This is a genomic window from Paraburkholderia domus, from assembly GCF_905220705.1.
Lineage (GTDB): Bacteria > Pseudomonadota > Gammaproteobacteria > Burkholderiales > Burkholderiaceae > Paraburkholderia > Paraburkholderia domus.
In genome coordinates, this window is the sequence record NZ_CAJNAT010000004.1 from 82,357 (window position 1) to 98,325 (window position 15,969).

Below are 15,969 nucleotides of genomic sequence, written 5' to 3' on the forward strand. Positions count from 1 at the left end.
GCTGCCGGCTTCCCATTCACTCACGTTCTAGCTCTCATTTTCTTAAAGGATTGCCGTACTGGAACGACGTCTTCCCAATCCACTTTCAATAGAGGCCGGGCGATGCGGTCAACGTCGCCGGGCGCGGATCTCCCCGCCGCCGGGTCGGCGCGATGCGAAGCCTCTCATAGCGCGGGCCCCTTTGTCTATCCACAGTGCAACGCCAAACGTTCCTACGCGGTTTCCCGCTTTGATAGCAAGTCCTTCAGGTTCTCATAAGGTAGCGTCCCTTATATTCATGCGCCGACGGCGATGCCGCTCAACTGCTGGTCGGCTGATCCGGGATGAGGTTCGCGTCTTTGGTCATTCGACACACCTCGTTATCCAATCGACATTCGTCCATCGACATGAATAGTTCCGACTCCCAGCCGCAATCCGATGTGTGGTCCGATTGGCTGTTACATATTCGGCACGGAGATGATCCAGGGCACGAACGAGCCCTCCATGTCGAACTCAAACATCATGTGGACCGCGTTCTGGACGGCGCGAAGCTTGCCCCTGGCATGACGCTCGCCGACATCGGTGCCGGCGACGGACTGATCGGCTTAAGTGCTATCGACCGCATAGGCCCATCACTGCGCGTGCTTTTGACGGATATCTCGGCACCTCTGCTTCGTCACACTGAAGCACTCGCAGTTCAGCGGAACATCCAGGATCAGTGCGTCTTCATCCAATGCTCCGCCGAATCGCTCGATGGCATTGAGGATGGCACTGTCGATGCAGTCACGACACGGGCCGTTCTCGCTTACGTCCCCGACAAGATGGCCGCTCTGCGGGAATTTCATCGGATTCTCAGACCCGGTGGCCGGCTATCGATCGCCGAACCCATTATGCGCGACGATGCAATCGAGGCAAGCTCGCTGCGGAAAATCGTTGAAGGTCTGCCCGAGAAAGCCGGGGACAACTTCTTCCACCTGCTGCATCGCTGGAAAGCCGCTCAGTTTCCCGATACTGAGGAAAAAATTGCTGCGAGTCCGATTGCCAACTACGGCGAACGCGATCTGGTCCGCTTCGCTTTAGATGCAGGGTTCGCGGATATTCATATGGAGTTTCACGTCGATGTACGCCCCGCTGCGCTCACCTCGTGGGATGTGCTGCTTGGCAGCTCGCCGCACCCTTGGGCTCCGCGGCTCGGCGACATTCTCGCGACGCAGTTCACCGTGGACGAACGACTATTTTTCGAACAGATCCTCCGCCCGCAAGTTGAGGGTCGTCGATTGGTCACGGCCGAGCGCACCGCTTACCTTACGGCACTAAAGCCTAATCGCTGACGCACGCGGACGCTTCGGCCAATCATTTGCCGGCCAACGAAGCTGTGGCAACCGCTGTTATACATTGCGCTTCGCCGTTCAACTCGGGCGGCGTCGAAGCGCCGAAGCGTGCGCATCGCTATTCCGGCAGGTTCCGGAGTGCTCCTGCCGATGTGGTTGCGAGGACGAGCCATGCGCACATGCTCCGGAAAATCGCGCTAAAGGATACCGTCCAACGCCTTGGCAAGCCTGGCGACCGCGCCTTCGACGTCATGCAGTTTGTCCAGGCCAAATAATCCGATGCGGAAGGTCTTGAAGTCTTCAGGCTCGTCGCATTGAAGGGGAACGCCGGGCGCGATCTGCAAGCCGGCATCGGCGAATTTCTTGCCGGATCGTATGCCGTCGTCGTCGGTATAGCTGACCACAACGCCCGGAGCCTGAAAACCTTCGGCCGCCACGCTTTTGAAACCCTTGGCACCCAGGAGTGAGCGAACGCGCGCGCCGAGTTCAACCTGCTCCGCTCTCACTTTGTCGAAGCCATATGCCTCGGTTTCCTTCATGACGTCGCGCAGCGTCGCGAGACTATCCGTGGGCATCGTGGCGTGGTACGCGAACCCGCCGTTCTCGTAGGCCTCCATGATCTGCAGCCACTTGCGAAGATCGCAAGCGAAACTGGTGCTGGTTGTTGCGTCGATTCTTTCGCGGGCAAGAGGGCTGAGCATGACCAGTGCGCAGCAGGGTGATGCACTCCATCCCTTTTGCGGTGCGCTGATCAGGACATCGACGCCACTGGCCTGCATGTCCACCCAGATCGTGCCGGAGGCGATGCAATCCAGTACAAACATGCCGCCGACGGCATGAACTGCGTCGGACACCGCGCGTAAATAGGCATCAGGCAGCATCATCCCGGATGCGGTTTCGACATGCGGCGCAAAGACCAGATCCGGCTTGTTTTCCCTGATCGCCGCGACCACCTCTTCAATCGGCGGCGGTGCATAGGCGGCCTGCCTTCCTTGTTCGACCGGACGCGCCTTCAACACTATCGATTCAGACGGAATGCCGCCCATGTCGAAAATCTGCGACCAGCGGAAACTGAACCAGCCATTGCGGATGACCAGACACTTCTTGTTCGTCGCGAACTGCCGGGCGACGGCTTCCATGCCGAAAGTCCCGCTACCCGGGACGATAACGGCCGACTTCGCGTTGTAGACTTTTTTCAGAGAATCGGAAATATCGCGCATGACTCCTTGAAAGAGCTGCGACATATGATTGATTGATCGGTCGGTGTACACGACTGAATATTCGAGGAGTCCCTCGCGGTCGACATCGGGAAGTAGGCCTGGCACGTTTGTCTCCGGTTATAGACGAATATGAGGATCGAAAACAGATTCTAACGAAAGCCACCTGCACCAGCATCGGCCGAGACGCCCCGTTACCCATCCGGCAAGTTTCGGCGCGGACCAGCCGTCGAGTTATGCTGGTTTGGAATGCTCTACTGGCAACAATCGGCACGATTGTGAACCGTAGCCGAAGCGAGGTTTCAAAATGGAACTCCCAACTTTCCTTTGGGAGTGTGCCATGAAATTCGAACAATCCCGTGAGGCGTGGAACAAAGGCAAGCTGGTCGGCCAGAAGCCACCGCTCAAGTTCGCGATGTCACCCACGTCAATCAGGTCCTGCCGCGGGCACAGGTCGTGACATAGGGGCTCCGCGCGTACTGTTCGTGTTGAACACAGCGGGCGACGGCTACGGATCTGGCATCATCGGCTGTGTAATTGCAGCTCGCTTCGAACGCGGTCCCGGGAGACGAGCCGAGAGAGTTCGAAACGTTGGCGTGGCTGGTGCGCGGGCTTCCGTCCAAGACGATTGCGCTGAGAATGGGTCTTGAAGACATTACGGTACGAAAATACGTCAGCCATTTGCTCGCGCATTTCAATCTGCGGCGCCGTACGGAACTCATCGTCATGCTGGCGGATAAAGCGATCAAACTCGGCGTCCCGCCAATCACGGATCCCGCCCATGATCGAAGCCCGTCGGCCGTTGGGCAGCAACGAGCCGACTGACTTCAGCGAGCGTGCTTTCCGGCGCGGAAGACTTCCGCACCAGCACGAACGGCTCGGCGAAATCGCGAAGTGCGTGCGGAGACACCAGCTCGCCAGTGATGAATGCGACGGGAAGCACGCCCGCCCAGGCGAAATGCTGCCTGATCCGTTCGGCAAGCTCAATGCCGGTCGGCCCGTCGCGCAGCCGGATATCGGTGACAATGATGTCGGGTGCGCGGCCATCGTCGGCGAGAATCGATTCGAATCCCGCCATTGACCCGGCGGCATCCACCAGTGCGCCAGCACTGAGGAATAATCGGCGCAGGCCCTCGAGAACGGTCGGTTCGTCATCGCAAAGCAGGATGTATCTGCCGTTGAGGATGGACGTGCATGCGGCGTTCGCTGGGTCTTCCGTCACGATGACGGGTGCTGATTGCGATATCGGAGCGTACAGGGAGAAGCGTGACCCGCGCCCTTCGACCGACCAGAAACGCATGCTGTGCTTCGGCAGAATTCCGACAACCCGATTGACGATAGACAACCCAAGTCCGAGTCCTTTCGACCGGTCGCGGCCGGGGTTGTTAATCTGATAGTACTCGGCGAATATCGCATCCCGATGCGCGGGCGAGATGCCGATGCCCGTGTCCCATACGTCAATGCGAAGCCGCTCCCCAATCAGCACCCAGCCGATTACGACGCCCCCCGCGGAGGTGTTCTTGATCGCATTCGATACAAGATTGGACAATGCCCGTTTGAACAGGGAGCGGTCGCTTTCAATAGGCGGCGGGGGGCATCGACGCACGCTGATTCTCAACTCGATGCCCCGCGACTTCGCCGGTTCAAGGTATTGCTCGAAGACTTCTGTCAGCACGGCCTGCGTATCGACCGGTGACAGGTGCGGGACGTATGAGCCCAGTTCGCTATAGTCCTGAATGTCCTTGAACATGTCGAGGATGTCGCGTGCCGTTTCCTCGATAACGTCGGGATCATGGCTTGCGGTGTGTTCATCTGCGAGTTTTCTCCGCGCGCTACGGATAAAGAGGTTGATCGCGGCGAGAGGCTGCTGGATGTCGTGGTAGGCCGATGAAAAGAATCGCTCCTTCTCTCTGACGACTTCTCTCATGCGTTCATTTTGTTGCTTGACCACGCGAGAAGCGGCTTCAACGCGTGCCTTGGCTGCGCGCAACGTGCGCCGGAACACAAATTCGCGCCGGGCCGCGAGTTCAAACTGAATGCAGACGCCAATACCAACGAGATACATCATAGACACCATAGCCCCACGGGTATACCAGTGAGACCAGGACATGGAAGTACCTCAGATGTATCGGAGCAGTTCTATAAGATGGTAGGTTACAACGCATAGTCCGACTAACCATGCTGCCGTGATTGCGCGAAGTCTGAACAACGTGAATATCAGGAAAAGGGCAACGAAAAAACCGGGGAAAATCTCCTGTCCGACCCGGACTGGCGGGTAAACGTTCACCAGCCCCAATAGGGCGAACCAGCAGCTCAGCGTCACTACGCAAAGTAACCTGACGGCCCAGCGTTCGTCAAAGGCGCGCGGTCCCCACATCAACCATAACGGCAGAGCCATACCCACGGCACCTGCGAGTCGCACATAGCCAACGCGGAAGAGGATGCTGGGATCAAGCGTGTTCAGCAGCAACCAATCACGGATAACAACCGCGGTCCATATCAGTATGAGGCTGGCGCAAGCCAACCTGCGTTGGCTCGCGTAGCGACGCGCATAGTCCATACGGAACGCACGCTCCACAGCCGCCGAGCCAAACTTGCGTACCAGGAAGCCTGACAATCTCATAACGTTGCTTGATCAGGAAAGCCGCCGTGGGCGGACAGTGCGCGACGTCGAGAGGCTGTATCGGCGCACCACGGGTTAGACAGGTCCCCACCGAACATGGCTAACGGAGTAAGACGGCACATTCCAGCGAAAGCGGCGCCAGTGGTCATGGGTGCACAACACCACCGTGCGTAACCACATAAAAACAGAATAACAGGTCGCCATTTCTACCATCAGCCACAAATGTATCAACTACGGGATGTGTCCTTGCCTGCACTGGAAGGTTCAGCAAGGCGCTCCGCCATCATTGAAGGCGAATAGCTGATACGTCACCGGGATGAGCCAGCGGGAGTGCATACATCTTTCGTCTGAGTTGCTGGTCCGTCGCCCACGCATGTGCGTTGTGACGGCATTTCGCCTGACCAACAATGAATATGACAGCAACGCTGGAAAGGCATTCGTCGAGCGCATCCAGATCGATTGATCGTTGCAACGAGCCGAACCTGTTTTGGTTCGCGCGAAGACTGCTGTCGGTCGGCGAAAGATGCGCAGGCCGATCTCTTAAACTCCGAGGGAGTACTCCCATGAAACTCTATCAATCGATCACCGTCTGTCTTGCGCTGATAGCTGGAGTCACAGCAGACGGATGCTTCGCCCAAACGGCGACCAACCAGCAGGGAGCGGTAACGGATGGCAACGCCCCGCAGGTTTCAGAGGTCGCGGTTCCGACCGTCACACCGGCGCCCTCCGTGCCCGTTGGAAAAACGCGCGAGCAAGTGATGCGCGAGTTGGAAGACTTTCAGAAAAATGGCGGGCCAGCACTGATGTTCGATATTTACCGAGGCGGCGGCTAATGAAGCGTCGCGAGCCAGAAGGGCGTTTCGAACATCATGTGCGCGGAAAGCTGACGATGAGTGAGTTGCGTCACGGGCGGCGTCTAAACCATCCCGCGAGCGACATGCGGTCGCGCGTTGCAGGCAATACTTCATGCACCATGTCGGCGGATAGAAACACTGCGATCCGGCTGCCGACTGGCGAGATGTCTTGCGTGCTCAAGCCCTCTGGATGAAGCCGCAACGCGCCGCCGTCCTCGGGCAGCCAGTCCGCATTCAGATAGACGATGACGGACACCGTGCGGCTATCGTCATCGCGAAATTGATCGCGGTGTTGCAGATACGAAGCGCCCGGGGCGTAGTAGGCGAAGTGGCTCTCGTATTCTTCGAGTCCCAGAAAAAGTCCGCGATTTAACGCAATGCGCAGCATTTCCATGATCGCGAGATACCGGTCGCGGGCTTCGGACTGGCCCGCCTCCAGCCACTGAATCTGGTCCCCGCGCACATCGGGCTGGAGGGAGCGCGCGGCGCCCTGGCTGACATGCGCCAATGTGAGCGTCCCGGCCGTCGCAAGCGCTGCGCATTCCAGCGCCAGCGCGAGCGTCAAACTCGGGGGGATAAAATTGTCCTGCTCCGACCAGCCATGGTCATGAATAGCATCCACGATACGTTGATGCTGCTCATCTCCGGGTGCATCGAAGCACGCCGGCGAGTGTGATCGGGTCACTGCTTGTTCCTTCGAACGAAGGTGCTCGGTGGAAACTCGAACGGCCGTCCGAGGCGGGTATCGGCAGGGGGCTTGATCCGAGCGCAGCATAGTAACACTGACTGTCATGCTGCCCGCTCGCCGCGTGGGCGTCGCGTGGGTCCAACGTGCATTCAGCGCAGACTTCTAACCTGGCTCGGCGTGACACTTCCGGCAAATCGATTGCCGAAATGGGTTCTCGTGTAGTTGACGACGGCAGCGACCTGATCGTCATCCATCGCGTCGCCAAACGATGGCATCGCCTTCCGGCCGTGCAGTACGTTGACGATGACGTAAGGTGCTGCTTCTACTGCCGGGTTGTCAGCAAGCGCCGGGTAGTGACCCGCGCCCTGTGCGCCTTTTCCATCCGGCATATGGCATCCCGCGCAAGTCGCGTTGTAAAGCGCTTCGCCGCTTTTTTCGGTGAAGCGGTAGTCCGGTGAAATCGTGAAAGTGCGTGGGGCCTCCTGCGCCACCGCCAGAGCCGACACTGTCGCGGCTCCCGACAGCCAGGCCGTCAGCATCACGCTGAAGATCAACGTCGGCCTAGCCATTGACGATTCTCCGATGCAAGCGAGTGATCGCATCCAGTGACGACAGCACGGCGCCTTCCTGCCATGCCGGGATATGGGACGCGTGCTCTCCAGCAAGAACGATCCGCCCGTCGATCTGGCAGAGATTCGCGTAATGCGCTTCTCTCAACGCATCCGTCCATGCGGCGAAGCAGCCATTCGTGAACGGTGATCGGCTCCAGCTCATCGCGAAGCCGTTCTGGTACTCGCGCGCGTACTGCGGATGAATCTGGCTGCCCTGGCTCAATGCCACCGCGATCCGTTCCGCAGGGGGCAGTGCACCCATCTCATAGCTGGCAGGCCCCCACATGTAAGCGCCGAGCAGCACCGCAGGACCGGTCGATCCGTAACCTGTTGCCGGATAACCGATTGTCGAGATCGGCAGGTCAGTATGCGTGATGCCGCCGTAGATCTGCTCGTCTTCTTCCCAGAATCGCCGGCCAAATTGCAAGCCGATTTTCACCGATGTCTCGTAGGGCACCGCATCGATCGCGGCGCGCATGTCCGGCCCGACCGCCATGTCGATCTGACTCAGAATCGAGAGCGGGATGGTGCACACCAGCCAATCCGCGTGTGCGTTCCGCTCGGTTCGGGTGGTCGTATCGGTGTAGCGAACGGTGACGCCTTGCTCGTCCTGCAGGATGGCCGTGACTCTGGCGTTGAACACGACGGCGCTCGCGACCTGCGAATGAAGCGCATGGGCAATCCTGTCCATGCCGCCGACGGGCTGGAAAATGCTGCTCTGGAAGTCCTGCTCGTTTCCCGACGAGAGCCATTGCCACAAACGCGATGCAAGCAAGGGGTCGCGCGGGAGCAGATTCGACGGCACGGCCTTGGGCATCAGGCCGCCGCCATGCGCGGTCGCGAATCCGCGGCGCTCACTGCTTCGCCGGCCGGCCTGATAGCCACCATCCCGATCGAGCGCACCCCATTGGCGCAGGGATTCGAGTAGCAGATGCGCATCTTCGGCTGACAACGCATCATCGAGTGCGTCCTTGCGGATTGCTTTGGAAAGCAGTTCGGCGATATAGCCTTGATAGTCGGTCTGCACCGCCCGGAATCGTTGCGGCTTGCCATCGAAAGCATCCGTCGAATGCAGGTATGCGTTGTAATTGACCTGGATGAACGGCTCGAGCGACACCTTCAGGCGTTTTGCATAGTCGAGTACGCCTTGGTGGTGATACGGAATGCGCCACGGCCCTGGGTTCAGATAAAGCCCGTCAGCGAAATCGCAGGACTGGGTGGCACCGCCGAGTTCGGTATAACGATCGCCGCCCCTGACAGTCCAGGCCCGACCACCCGCGCGGTCGTTGTACTCGAGCACCTGCACGTGGTAGCCCGCGTTCCTCAACTCAAAGGCCGCGACGAGGCCGGCCATGCCCGCGCCGAGCACGAGAATTCGCGTTCCCTTGGGCGCGCCGTCGAGTCTGATCGGTCCGGCGTAGGTCGAGGTAGCGGCGAACCCCAACGTGCCCATGCCTTGCATCATGGCGGCCGCGCCGAGGTTCTTGCCGATCAGCGTCAGCAGGTGCCGGCGGCTCATCGTATTGGTGGTCATTCTCGACATAAGGACGCGGTGCCCCGACTGGAGAGAAACGATGACGAACGAAATCAGATGGCATCCCAGCTTGCAAAGGCCCGAGTCATCTGGATTTGCATGCTCGGGGATTGCGTTTGGGCGTATTGCAACCGACTAGTTCATTTTATGCGATCACCCGTTTCGTGTGAGAAGCGGACACATTCGCCACAGACGACCTCGATCGGACGCTTGCTACGCACGATTTCAACCTCCGTTCGGCCCCGAAGTTGTTATGGATCCGGGATTCAGTGCGCCGTTACCCGGTGACCTGATGCACGCCGAAGCCGCGCTGCTGTCTGCCAGCGGGCCGCGAACCGGCAGCCTTACTCGTCCCCGGGGATCAGGGTTGGCGTTTGCCGCGGCCACCAGCGGGTTTGCCAGCCGGTTTACGTGAACCCGCAGCCGGCTTGCTGGCGGGTTTGCTGCGTGGCTTTTGCGCGCTGAATGGGCTACCGCTGGGCAAGCTTGTGCCTTTACCCGCGGCCACGGCGCGTTGCGCCGCAGGCTTGCGTTTGTTTTCGCCGCTTTGCGGGCGCGGTTTTTTGCTGAGCTCCTGTATGGCGCCCGGCGCAGCTTGCGGCACTTTGGGCTTCTTAGGCTTTTTGGGTTTCTTGATGATCTGGCCCGTCGCGCTAGTTTGCGGCACGCGGTGTTCGGCTTCAAAACCCGGCTCTTCTTCACGGGGCAGCGTTTGCCGGATCAGCGCTTCAATCGCGGCCAGTTGCGGCGCTTCATCGGCACACACAAGGGACACCGCCACGCCGCTGGCGCCCGCGCGGCCGGTACGGCCAATACGGTGCACATAGTCTTGCGCCACGATCGGCAGATCGACGTTGATCACCAGCGGCAGGTCGTCGATATCCAGCCCGCGCGCAGCCACATCGGTGGCTACCAGCATAAGTACTTCGCCCGTCTTGAAGCGCTCCAGCGCACGCAGGCGCGCGGGTTGCGGTTTGTCGCCGTGGATGGTGTCGACCGCATAGCCCGCTTCATCCAGCATGGCCGCGAGGTAATCCACGCCATTGCGGGTTTTGACGAACACCAGCGCGTGCTTCCAGTTGTTCTCAGCCACAAGGTGCATGAAGAGGTCAGGCTTGTTCTTTTTATCCACCGGCACCACCCACTGCTTGATCTTGCTGACCGTGGAATTGGGTGGGCTGACGCTGATATTGACCGGGCCGCGCAAAATGCCTGCCGCCATGGCGCGGATATCGTCGGTAAACGTGGCAGAGAACAGCAGGGTTTGGCGCTGGGCGGGCAAGGCAGCAAAGACGGCGTTGAGTTCGCGCGCAAAGCCCAGATCCAGCATGCGGTCGGCTTCATCCAGCACCAGCGTTTGTACTTGATCAAACTGCACTGCGTTCTGGCGATGGAGATCCAGCAAACGGCCCGGCGTGGCGACGAGCACATCCACGCCTTTGCGCAACTTCATCATCTGCGGGTTGATACTCACACCGCCGTAGGCGGCCAGAAATCGTAAGTCGAGGCCTTTGCCGTAGTCGATAAAGCTTTGCAGCACTTGTTCGGCCAGTTCACGCGTGGGCACCAGCACCAGAACACGCGCGCGGTTGCTGGACACCGCCGGGCCGTGCTGCACCAGCCGTTGTAACAGCGGCAGCGCAAAACCTGCCGTTTTGCCAGTGCCGGTCTGTGCCGCAGCCATGACGTCCTTGCCACTGAGCACAGCAGGAATCGCCTTGGCCTGCACCGGCGTAGGTGTCTGGTAATTGAGGTCCTGCACATTACGCAGCAAGGGATCGATCAGGCCAAGCGAGGCAAAAGACATTGGCGTATTCCAGGCTAAAGCCGCAATTCTAGCGGTTACCGCCTGATTGCGCCGCGCAGATCAATGGTCGCGCAACCAGCCGCGCGCGCACCTGCATCGTCACCAACTGCCCGAAATAAGGCCAGAGTCCTGTCAGGCCATCCATGATCGAATCTGTCGCGGTAGCGAAAATCAGGAAAAGTCGAGACGGCACGAATAGGAATGCTTATTTCGCAAGATCGTAACGACAGAAGCGGGCCGGCCGGCGCCGCCCCTTGCGCGAACGCGGCTCGGCGCGGCGCCGAAGCCGGTGCGAACGGTGTGCCGCCGCTAGCGTTGGCGTCGTCCACCTGGAAAGCCGCGGCCGCGCGTTGCAGGCTCATCGCCTGTTCCTTCAGCGACTGCGCCGCGGCGGCCGCTTGCTCGACGAGCGCCGCGTTCTGCTGCGTCATGCTGTCCATCTGCGTGACCGCGAGATTCACCTGATCGATGCCGGCGCTCTGTTCCGCCGCTGCCGCCGCGATCTCCTTCACGACGCCGGTCACGCGCATGATCGCGTCGCGCGCTTCGTCGATCGTCGAGCCGGTGTTTTCGACCAGCGTCGCGCCGCTGCCGACACTGCCCACTGCATGACTGATCAGCTCGCGAATTTCCTTCGCCGCCGTCGCACTACGCTGCGCGAGGCTTCGCACCTCGCTCGCGACGACCGCGAAGCCGCGGCCCTGTTCGCCCGCGCGTGCCGCTTCGACCGCCGCATTCAGCGCGAGGATGTTCGTCTGAAACGCGATGCCCTCGATCGTCGCGATGATCTCGACCATGCGGCCCGATTCGCTCGAGATGCCCTTCATCGCCGCGACGGCCTGCGTGATCATGTCGCCGCCGCGGTTCGCGATAGTCGCAGCGCCGGCCGCAAGCTCGCTCGCGGTGCGTGCGTTGTCGGCAGTCTGGCGGACCATCGCCGTCATCTGCTCCATGCTCGACGCCGTTTCCTGCAACGATGCCGCCTGGCTTTCGGTGCGCGACGACAGGTCCGCATTGCCGTTCGCGATCTCGTTCGCGCCGCACGCGACGTTGTCGGACGCGTGCTTGATCTGGCAGATGGTGCCCGTTAGCGCGTCGCGCATCCGCTGCATCACGTGCAGCAGGCTCGACGTGTCGCCGTCGCGCGTACGGATCGCTACCGTCAGGTCGCCCGATGCGATCGCGTCCGCCACGTGCGCCGCATAGGCTGGATCGCCGCCGACCGTGCGCGCGATGCTGCGGTTCGTCACCGCGACGAGCGTCACGAGCACCGCCGACACCGCCACGAAAATCGCGCCGATCAGCCACAGCGACGCCATGAACGCTGCGTCGATGTCGTCGACATAGGCGCCGGTGGCGATGATCCAGTCCCACGGCGCATAGCGCACCACGTAGCCGATCTTGCCAACCGCCTGCGCCGACGCCGCGCCCGGATGCGGGAACACATAGTCGACGAAACCGCCGTCCGGTGCCTGTGCGGCCGACGCGAACGTCACGTAATGGTGACGGCCGTCGGCATCGGCGCTGCCCGCGAGATCCTTGCCTTCGAGTGCCGGCTTGATGGGATGCATCACCATCTGCGGCTTCGAGTTGATCACGAGGAAGTAACCGTCTTCGCCATAGCGGACGCCGCGCAGGCGCTCGAGCGCCTGCTTGCGGGCATCCGCCTCCGGCAGCGCGCCGCTTTGCGCCAGCGCCGCATACTCCGTCACGATGCTGAGCCCGACGTGCGCGACGTTCGTGAGGTCGTGCTTACGTTCCTCGATGCGGGTCTCGCGAGACTGCCACGCCGCCGAAACCGAGACGGCGAGCAACGCGACGAGGCTGATGATGAGCGGCAGCCACAGCTTCTGCGTAAAACTGAGCTTGTGCATCCTGAGTCCTCTTGCAAACGAATGGAAATCGCGCAGGGCTGCCGTGCGAAGGTGGCACGTGAATGGGTGCGCCGGGCGGCGCCGGTGGGCTGGCCGGCTTCAATCCAGGTAGTTCCTGCCCAGATTATCGGCAGATGCGAGCGAAAGTTTCGTCCTGTGAAACCCTCGGTTATCACGTTGCCGCTGCCAGCGAATAATCGAGGCGCAGCTGCCGTGGGCTGGAAAAATTCGCCCAGAGTCATCATTCGGTGCGATTTTGTGTTGCCGCCGGACCGTCTCTGCGGCCGCATCTTTAGCTGCGCTAACCTGACTCTCGCGCGCTCTCTACATATTCGCCAGTTCCTCCACCCCCGCTTCACGCAGAAAATGCGTGATCGTGTCCTCGATCACCGACCTCGCGAGCCCCTGTACGATGAACACAAGCCGTGTCGTGTGATCATCATCCGGCCACGCTTCAAGCCGCAACGGTTCATGCAGCAACTGCTGCACGCCATGGAACACAACCGGCCGCGATTCGCCGATGAAATTACCGATTCCCTTAACCCGCAGGATGCGTTCGCCGTGATAGCCGAGCAGTACGGTCAGCGCAGTTTCGAATGCCCGCATCGGCAATGCCTGCGAGTAAGTCAGGCAGAAGCTGTCGATGTCCGGATGGGCCACGCGTGACGCCGTCGCGCCCCGCATCAGCAACTTGCGCGGCGAAGGCTCGGCGCGCAACCAGGGCCGCAAGGCACGCGGTGTCAGAATGTCGAGCAACTGTTGTGCGTCAATCTCGCCGTTGCGCACAGGGATGCGCGTCGCACCGGGATTCAGCGCCTCAAGCGCGGCCTCGAGGTCGGCAAGCGCGGGCGCATCGACCAGTTCAGCCTTTGTCAGCAACAACCGGTCCGCGACCGCCACCTGCTGACGCGATTCCTCATGCCGGGCAAGTTGCGCGGCGCCGTGTTTCGCGTCGACGGTCGTCACGATGCCATCGAGTTGCAAACGGCCTTCGAGCGCTGGGTCACCCAGCAGCAACGAAATCACCGGGCCGGGCCGCGCAAGCCCCGTGGTCTCGATCAAAATCCGCTCGAAGGCGGGAATCTCGCCGCGCGTGCGGCGCTCTAGCAGATCGGCCACGGTCGCAGCCAGTTCGTCGCGCACGCCACAACACAAGCAGCCGTTTTCAAGCAGCGCGATGGTTTCGTCTCGCGAGGTGCTGACGAACAGATGATCGAGACCGATCGCGCCCAGTTCGTTGATCACCACCGCACAACGGCCCAGCGCCGGTTGCGGCAGCAGGCGATTGAGTAACGTGGTTTTACCCGAACCGAGAAAGCCAGTCAGCAACGTCAGGGGAATCGCAGCGGATTGCATGGTGGCTTGTCCCGGCACTCAGATAACCTGCAGGTCTTTACCGACGATGACCTGTCCATCGAAATGCTTGCGCGCATCGGCGGCCCACATCTCGTCGGTAATCGCGGGGTCGCCGCCCGGCACGAAATGGCTCAGCACCAGCGTCTTGACGCCAGCCGCCGCGGCGATCTTGCCGACCTGTTCCGTGGTGGTGTGGCTCTTCACGAGGTGATCGAGCAGCGTCGGCGCGTTGTCGACGGTCTTCATCAGCTTTTCGAGTGCGGGCAGGTACATCACTTCATGCACCAGTACGTCTGCGCCTTTGGCGAACTCGGCAAGCGCCGGGTAGTAGGTCGTGTCGCCGGAAAAGACGACGGTGCGGTCCCGCGTCTCGAAACGGTACGCGAATGCCGGCTTGATCGTGTAGTGGTCGACCAGTGTCGAGGTGACGCGCACGCGGTCGTCTTCCATCACGAGGCGCGGGCCGTCGAATTCGTGGATGTTGATCAGTGGCCGGAACGGCGGGCGGCCTTCTTCGCGCATTCGCACGTCGAGGTCGATCGCGTTCATGTCGACAAAGTCGTCGATCATCTTTGTCATGCGCGGCGGCCCGTACAGGTTGACGGGCGTGCGCAGGCCGGTGGCCCAGGCGAGGAACACGAGGTTGCCGAGGTCGGCGTTGTGGTCCGAATGATGGTGGGTCAGGAAGATGTCACGGATGCCGGGTAGCTTGATGCCCGCTTTGGTCAACTGCAACGCGACGCCGTTGCCGCAATCGACCACGTAGGGCTGACCGTCGACCACCAGCACGTTCGCCGGTGCCGCGCGCAGGTCAGACGGCGTGGGGCCGCCCTTGGTGCCGAGCAGGATCAGCTGGGTGCCTTTCGCCGAGTGTCCCGCGACGGGTGCAGGGGTTGCGGAGCTGGCTGGTGACTGCGCGTGGGCGTCCTGCATCCACGGTAGCGCTGCGGTGGTGCCTGCAGTAACGGCAATACGCATGAAATCACGACGGGAGCGTCCGAACGGCTGATCACTCATGGCTCTGTGTCTCCTGATATTTTTGGATGGGTGTGCTCGATTTTCCTGCGTAGCCGGGCTCAAGAACGATTGAATTCTAACGATTTCATAAGCATGCTTCCATGCCAGAAAACAACCGATCGCATCTAACCGGTGATCTGGCTCAGGTATGCTGGGCGTTTTTGGGTAGCTTCAGTTCAAGGGGAGAACATGCGGCGCGTCGTATTCAATCAGAAAGGTGGTGTAGGCAAATCGACCATTGTTTGTAACTTGGCGGCAATCAGCGCTAGCGAAGGGATGCGCACACTCGTCATCGACCTGGATGCTCAGGCGAATTCAAGCCAATACCTCCTCGGCTCGCAGGCCGCCGAGGCCAGCCCCACCGTCGCCGGCTTCTTTGAAACCGCGCTGACGTTCAGCTTCAGGCCTGTAGAAGTCACGTCGTTCATTCATCCGACGCGATTTGAGAACCTCGACGTCATGCCCGCTCATCCTGATCTGGACACGTTGCACGGCAAACTGGAATCCCGTTACAAGATCTACAAGTTGCGTGACGCGCTGAACGAACTCGACATGTACGACGCGATTTATATCGACACGCCGCCTGCGTTGAACTTCTACACGCGCTCCGCGCTGATCGCGGCCGAGCGTTGCCTGATTCCGTTCGACTGCGATGATTTTTCCCGTCGCGCGCTCTACACGTTGTTGGAAAACGTGAAGGAGATCCAGCAGGATCACAACGTCGCGTTGGAAGTGGAAGGGATTGTCATCAACCAGTTTCAGCCTCGCGCGAGCCTGCCCCAAAAGCTGGTCGATGAGCTTGTCAGTGAGGGCTTGCCGGTGCTGGCTTCAAAGCTGTCTTCGTCCGTGAGGATCCGCGAATCGCATCAGCAGGCAACCCCGCTCATTCATCTCGATCCGGGACACAAACTTTCGCAAGAATATCGGGCCTTGCATTCTGAATTGGCTGAATAAGGGGAGATCCGCGGACGGCCGCTTCGGCTACGTACGGTCGTCGGTCAGCGCCGGGGAACGGACGCTCGAACGTCTCTGTCACCTTGATACAGTTGAAGCAGCCATGTTCTGGTTCGCGAGAACG

The 15,969-nt window shown here is 60.6% G+C and carries 13 protein-coding genes; 4 read left to right on the forward strand and 9 right to left on the reverse strand.

The genetic code is table 11. The annotated features are described in order from the left end of the window. Nucleotides 1-386 precede the first annotated feature (386 nt). Nucleotides 387-1,310 (forward strand): class I SAM-dependent methyltransferase, encoded by a 924-nt coding sequence (locus tag KHO31_RS10580; RefSeq protein WP_211623250.1) that lies wholly within the window; start codon nt 387-389, stop codon nt 1,308-1,310. A 197-nt stretch (nt 1,311-1,507) separates the two neighbouring features. On the opposite strand, the gene KHO31_RS10585 is transcribed toward KHO31_RS10580, so the two are convergent. Next, complete coding sequence (locus tag KHO31_RS10585) at nt 1,508-2,635, reverse strand: aminotransferase class V-fold PLP-dependent enzyme (protein ID WP_201108007.1); 1,128 nt, start codon at nt 2,633-2,635, stop codon at nt 1,508-1,510. 429 nt (nt 2,636-3,064) lie between these two features. Between KHO31_RS10585 and KHO31_RS39990 the strand changes: the two genes are divergently transcribed. Further along, nucleotides 3,065-3,352, forward strand: coding sequence for a response regulator transcription factor (locus tag KHO31_RS39990; protein WP_407945930.1), 288 nt, complete (start codon nt 3,065-3,067; stop codon nt 3,350-3,352). On the opposite strand, the gene KHO31_RS10595 is transcribed toward KHO31_RS39990, so the two are convergent. Continuing rightward, complete coding sequence (locus KHO31_RS10595) at nt 3,294-4,595, reverse strand: hybrid sensor histidine kinase/response regulator (RefSeq protein ID WP_201074393.1); 1,302 nt, start codon at nt 4,593-4,595, stop codon at nt 3,294-3,296. The genes KHO31_RS39990 and KHO31_RS10595 overlap by 59 nt on opposite strands. 1,118 nt (nt 4,596-5,713) lie before the next feature. Between KHO31_RS10595 and KHO31_RS10600 the strand changes: the two genes are divergently transcribed. After that, on the forward strand, nt 5,714-5,983 hold the full coding sequence (locus KHO31_RS10600; RefSeq protein ID WP_201074394.1) for a hypothetical protein: 270 nt from the start codon (nt 5,714-5,716) through the stop codon (nt 5,981-5,983). Nucleotides 5,984-6,053: 70 nt separating this feature from the next. On the opposite strand, the gene KHO31_RS10605 is transcribed toward KHO31_RS10600, so the two are convergent. From KHO31_RS10605 to KHO31_RS10635, 7 genes are all read right to left on the reverse strand, one after another. Further along, the gene (locus KHO31_RS10605) at nt 6,054-6,689 is read right to left on the reverse strand and encodes a 2OG-Fe(II) oxygenase (protein ID WP_201074395.1); all 636 of its coding nucleotides are present in this window, start codon (nt 6,687-6,689) and stop codon (nt 6,054-6,056) included. 152 nt (nt 6,690-6,841) lie between these two features. Further along, nucleotides 6,842-7,261: a c-type cytochrome gene (locus KHO31_RS10610; RefSeq protein WP_211623254.1), complete on the reverse strand. Its 420-nt coding sequence runs from the start codon at nt 7,259-7,261 to the stop codon at nt 6,842-6,844. Then, nucleotides 7,254-8,846 carry a flavin monoamine oxidase family protein gene (locus KHO31_RS10615; RefSeq protein WP_211623256.1) on the reverse strand — a complete coding sequence of 531 codons (1,593 nt, stop codon included), beginning with the start codon at nt 8,844-8,846 and terminating at the stop codon, nt 7,254-7,256. The genes KHO31_RS10610 and KHO31_RS10615 overlap by 8 nt, the downstream gene beginning before the upstream one ends. 352 nt (nt 8,847-9,198) lie before the next feature. Then, nucleotides 9,199-10,644, reverse strand: a complete 1,446-nt coding sequence (locus KHO31_RS10620) for a DEAD/DEAH box helicase (protein ID WP_211623258.1) — start codon at nt 10,642-10,644, stop codon at nt 9,199-9,201. 35 nt (nt 10,645-10,679) lie between these two features. Continuing rightward, the gene (locus KHO31_RS10625; RefSeq protein ID WP_236071172.1) at nt 10,680-12,518 is read right to left on the reverse strand and encodes a methyl-accepting chemotaxis protein; all 1,839 of its coding nucleotides are present in this window, start codon (nt 12,516-12,518) and stop codon (nt 10,680-10,682) included. 324 nt (nt 12,519-12,842) lie between these two features. Beyond that, nucleotides 12,843-13,874 (reverse strand): CobW family GTP-binding protein, encoded by a 1,032-nt coding sequence (locus KHO31_RS10630; protein WP_201074406.1) that lies wholly within the window; start codon nt 13,872-13,874, stop codon nt 12,843-12,845. Nucleotides 13,875-13,892: 18 nt separating this feature from the next. Next, nucleotides 13,893-14,852 (reverse strand): MBL fold metallo-hydrolase, encoded by a 960-nt coding sequence (locus KHO31_RS10635; RefSeq protein ID WP_201074802.1) that lies wholly within the window; start codon nt 14,850-14,852, stop codon nt 13,893-13,895. Between the two features lie 228 nt (nt 14,853-15,080). On the opposite strand from KHO31_RS10635, the gene KHO31_RS10640 reads away from it, so the two are divergent. After that, entirely contained in the window at nt 15,081-15,845 is a 765-nt protein-coding gene (locus tag KHO31_RS10640; RefSeq protein ID WP_201074408.1) for a ParA family protein, read from the forward strand. The last annotated feature ends 124 nt before the right edge of the window (nt 15,846-15,969 follow it).

What these genes read in the sequence shown, in the direction of transcription:
- KHO31_RS10630 (WP_201074406.1), bottom strand. Translation starts at nt 13,874, where the DNA reads ATGCAATCCGCTGCGATTCCCCTGACGTTGCTGACTGGCTTTCTCGGT.
- KHO31_RS10615 (WP_211623256.1), bottom strand. Translation starts at nt 8,846, where the DNA reads ATGTCGAGAATGACCACCAATACGATGAGCCGCCGGCACCTGCTGACG.
- KHO31_RS10595 (WP_201074393.1), bottom strand. Translation starts at nt 4,595, where the DNA reads ATGATGTATCTCGTTGGTATTGGCGTCTGCATTCAGTTTGAACTCGCG.
- KHO31_RS10620 (WP_211623258.1), bottom strand. Translation starts at nt 10,644, where the DNA reads ATGTCTTTTGCCTCGCTTGGCCTGATCGATCCCTTGCTGCGTAATGTG.
- KHO31_RS10580 (WP_211623250.1), top strand. Translation starts at nt 387, where the DNA reads ATGAATAGTTCCGACTCCCAGCCGCAATCCGATGTGTGGTCCGATTGG.
- KHO31_RS10600 (WP_201074394.1), top strand. Translation starts at nt 5,714, where the DNA reads ATGAAACTCTATCAATCGATCACCGTCTGTCTTGCGCTGATAGCTGGA.
- KHO31_RS10640 (WP_201074408.1), top strand. Translation starts at nt 15,081, where the DNA reads ATGCGGCGCGTCGTATTCAATCAGAAAGGTGGTGTAGGCAAATCGACC.
- KHO31_RS10635 (WP_201074802.1), bottom strand. Translation starts at nt 14,852, where the DNA reads ATGCGTATTGCCGTTACTGCAGGCACCACCGCAGCGCTACCGTGGATG.
- KHO31_RS10625 (WP_236071172.1), bottom strand. Translation starts at nt 12,518, where the DNA reads ATGCACAAGCTCAGTTTTACGCAGAAGCTGTGGCTGCCGCTCATCATC.
- KHO31_RS10610 (WP_211623254.1), bottom strand. Translation starts at nt 7,261, where the DNA reads ATGGCTAGGCCGACGTTGATCTTCAGCGTGATGCTGACGGCCTGGCTG.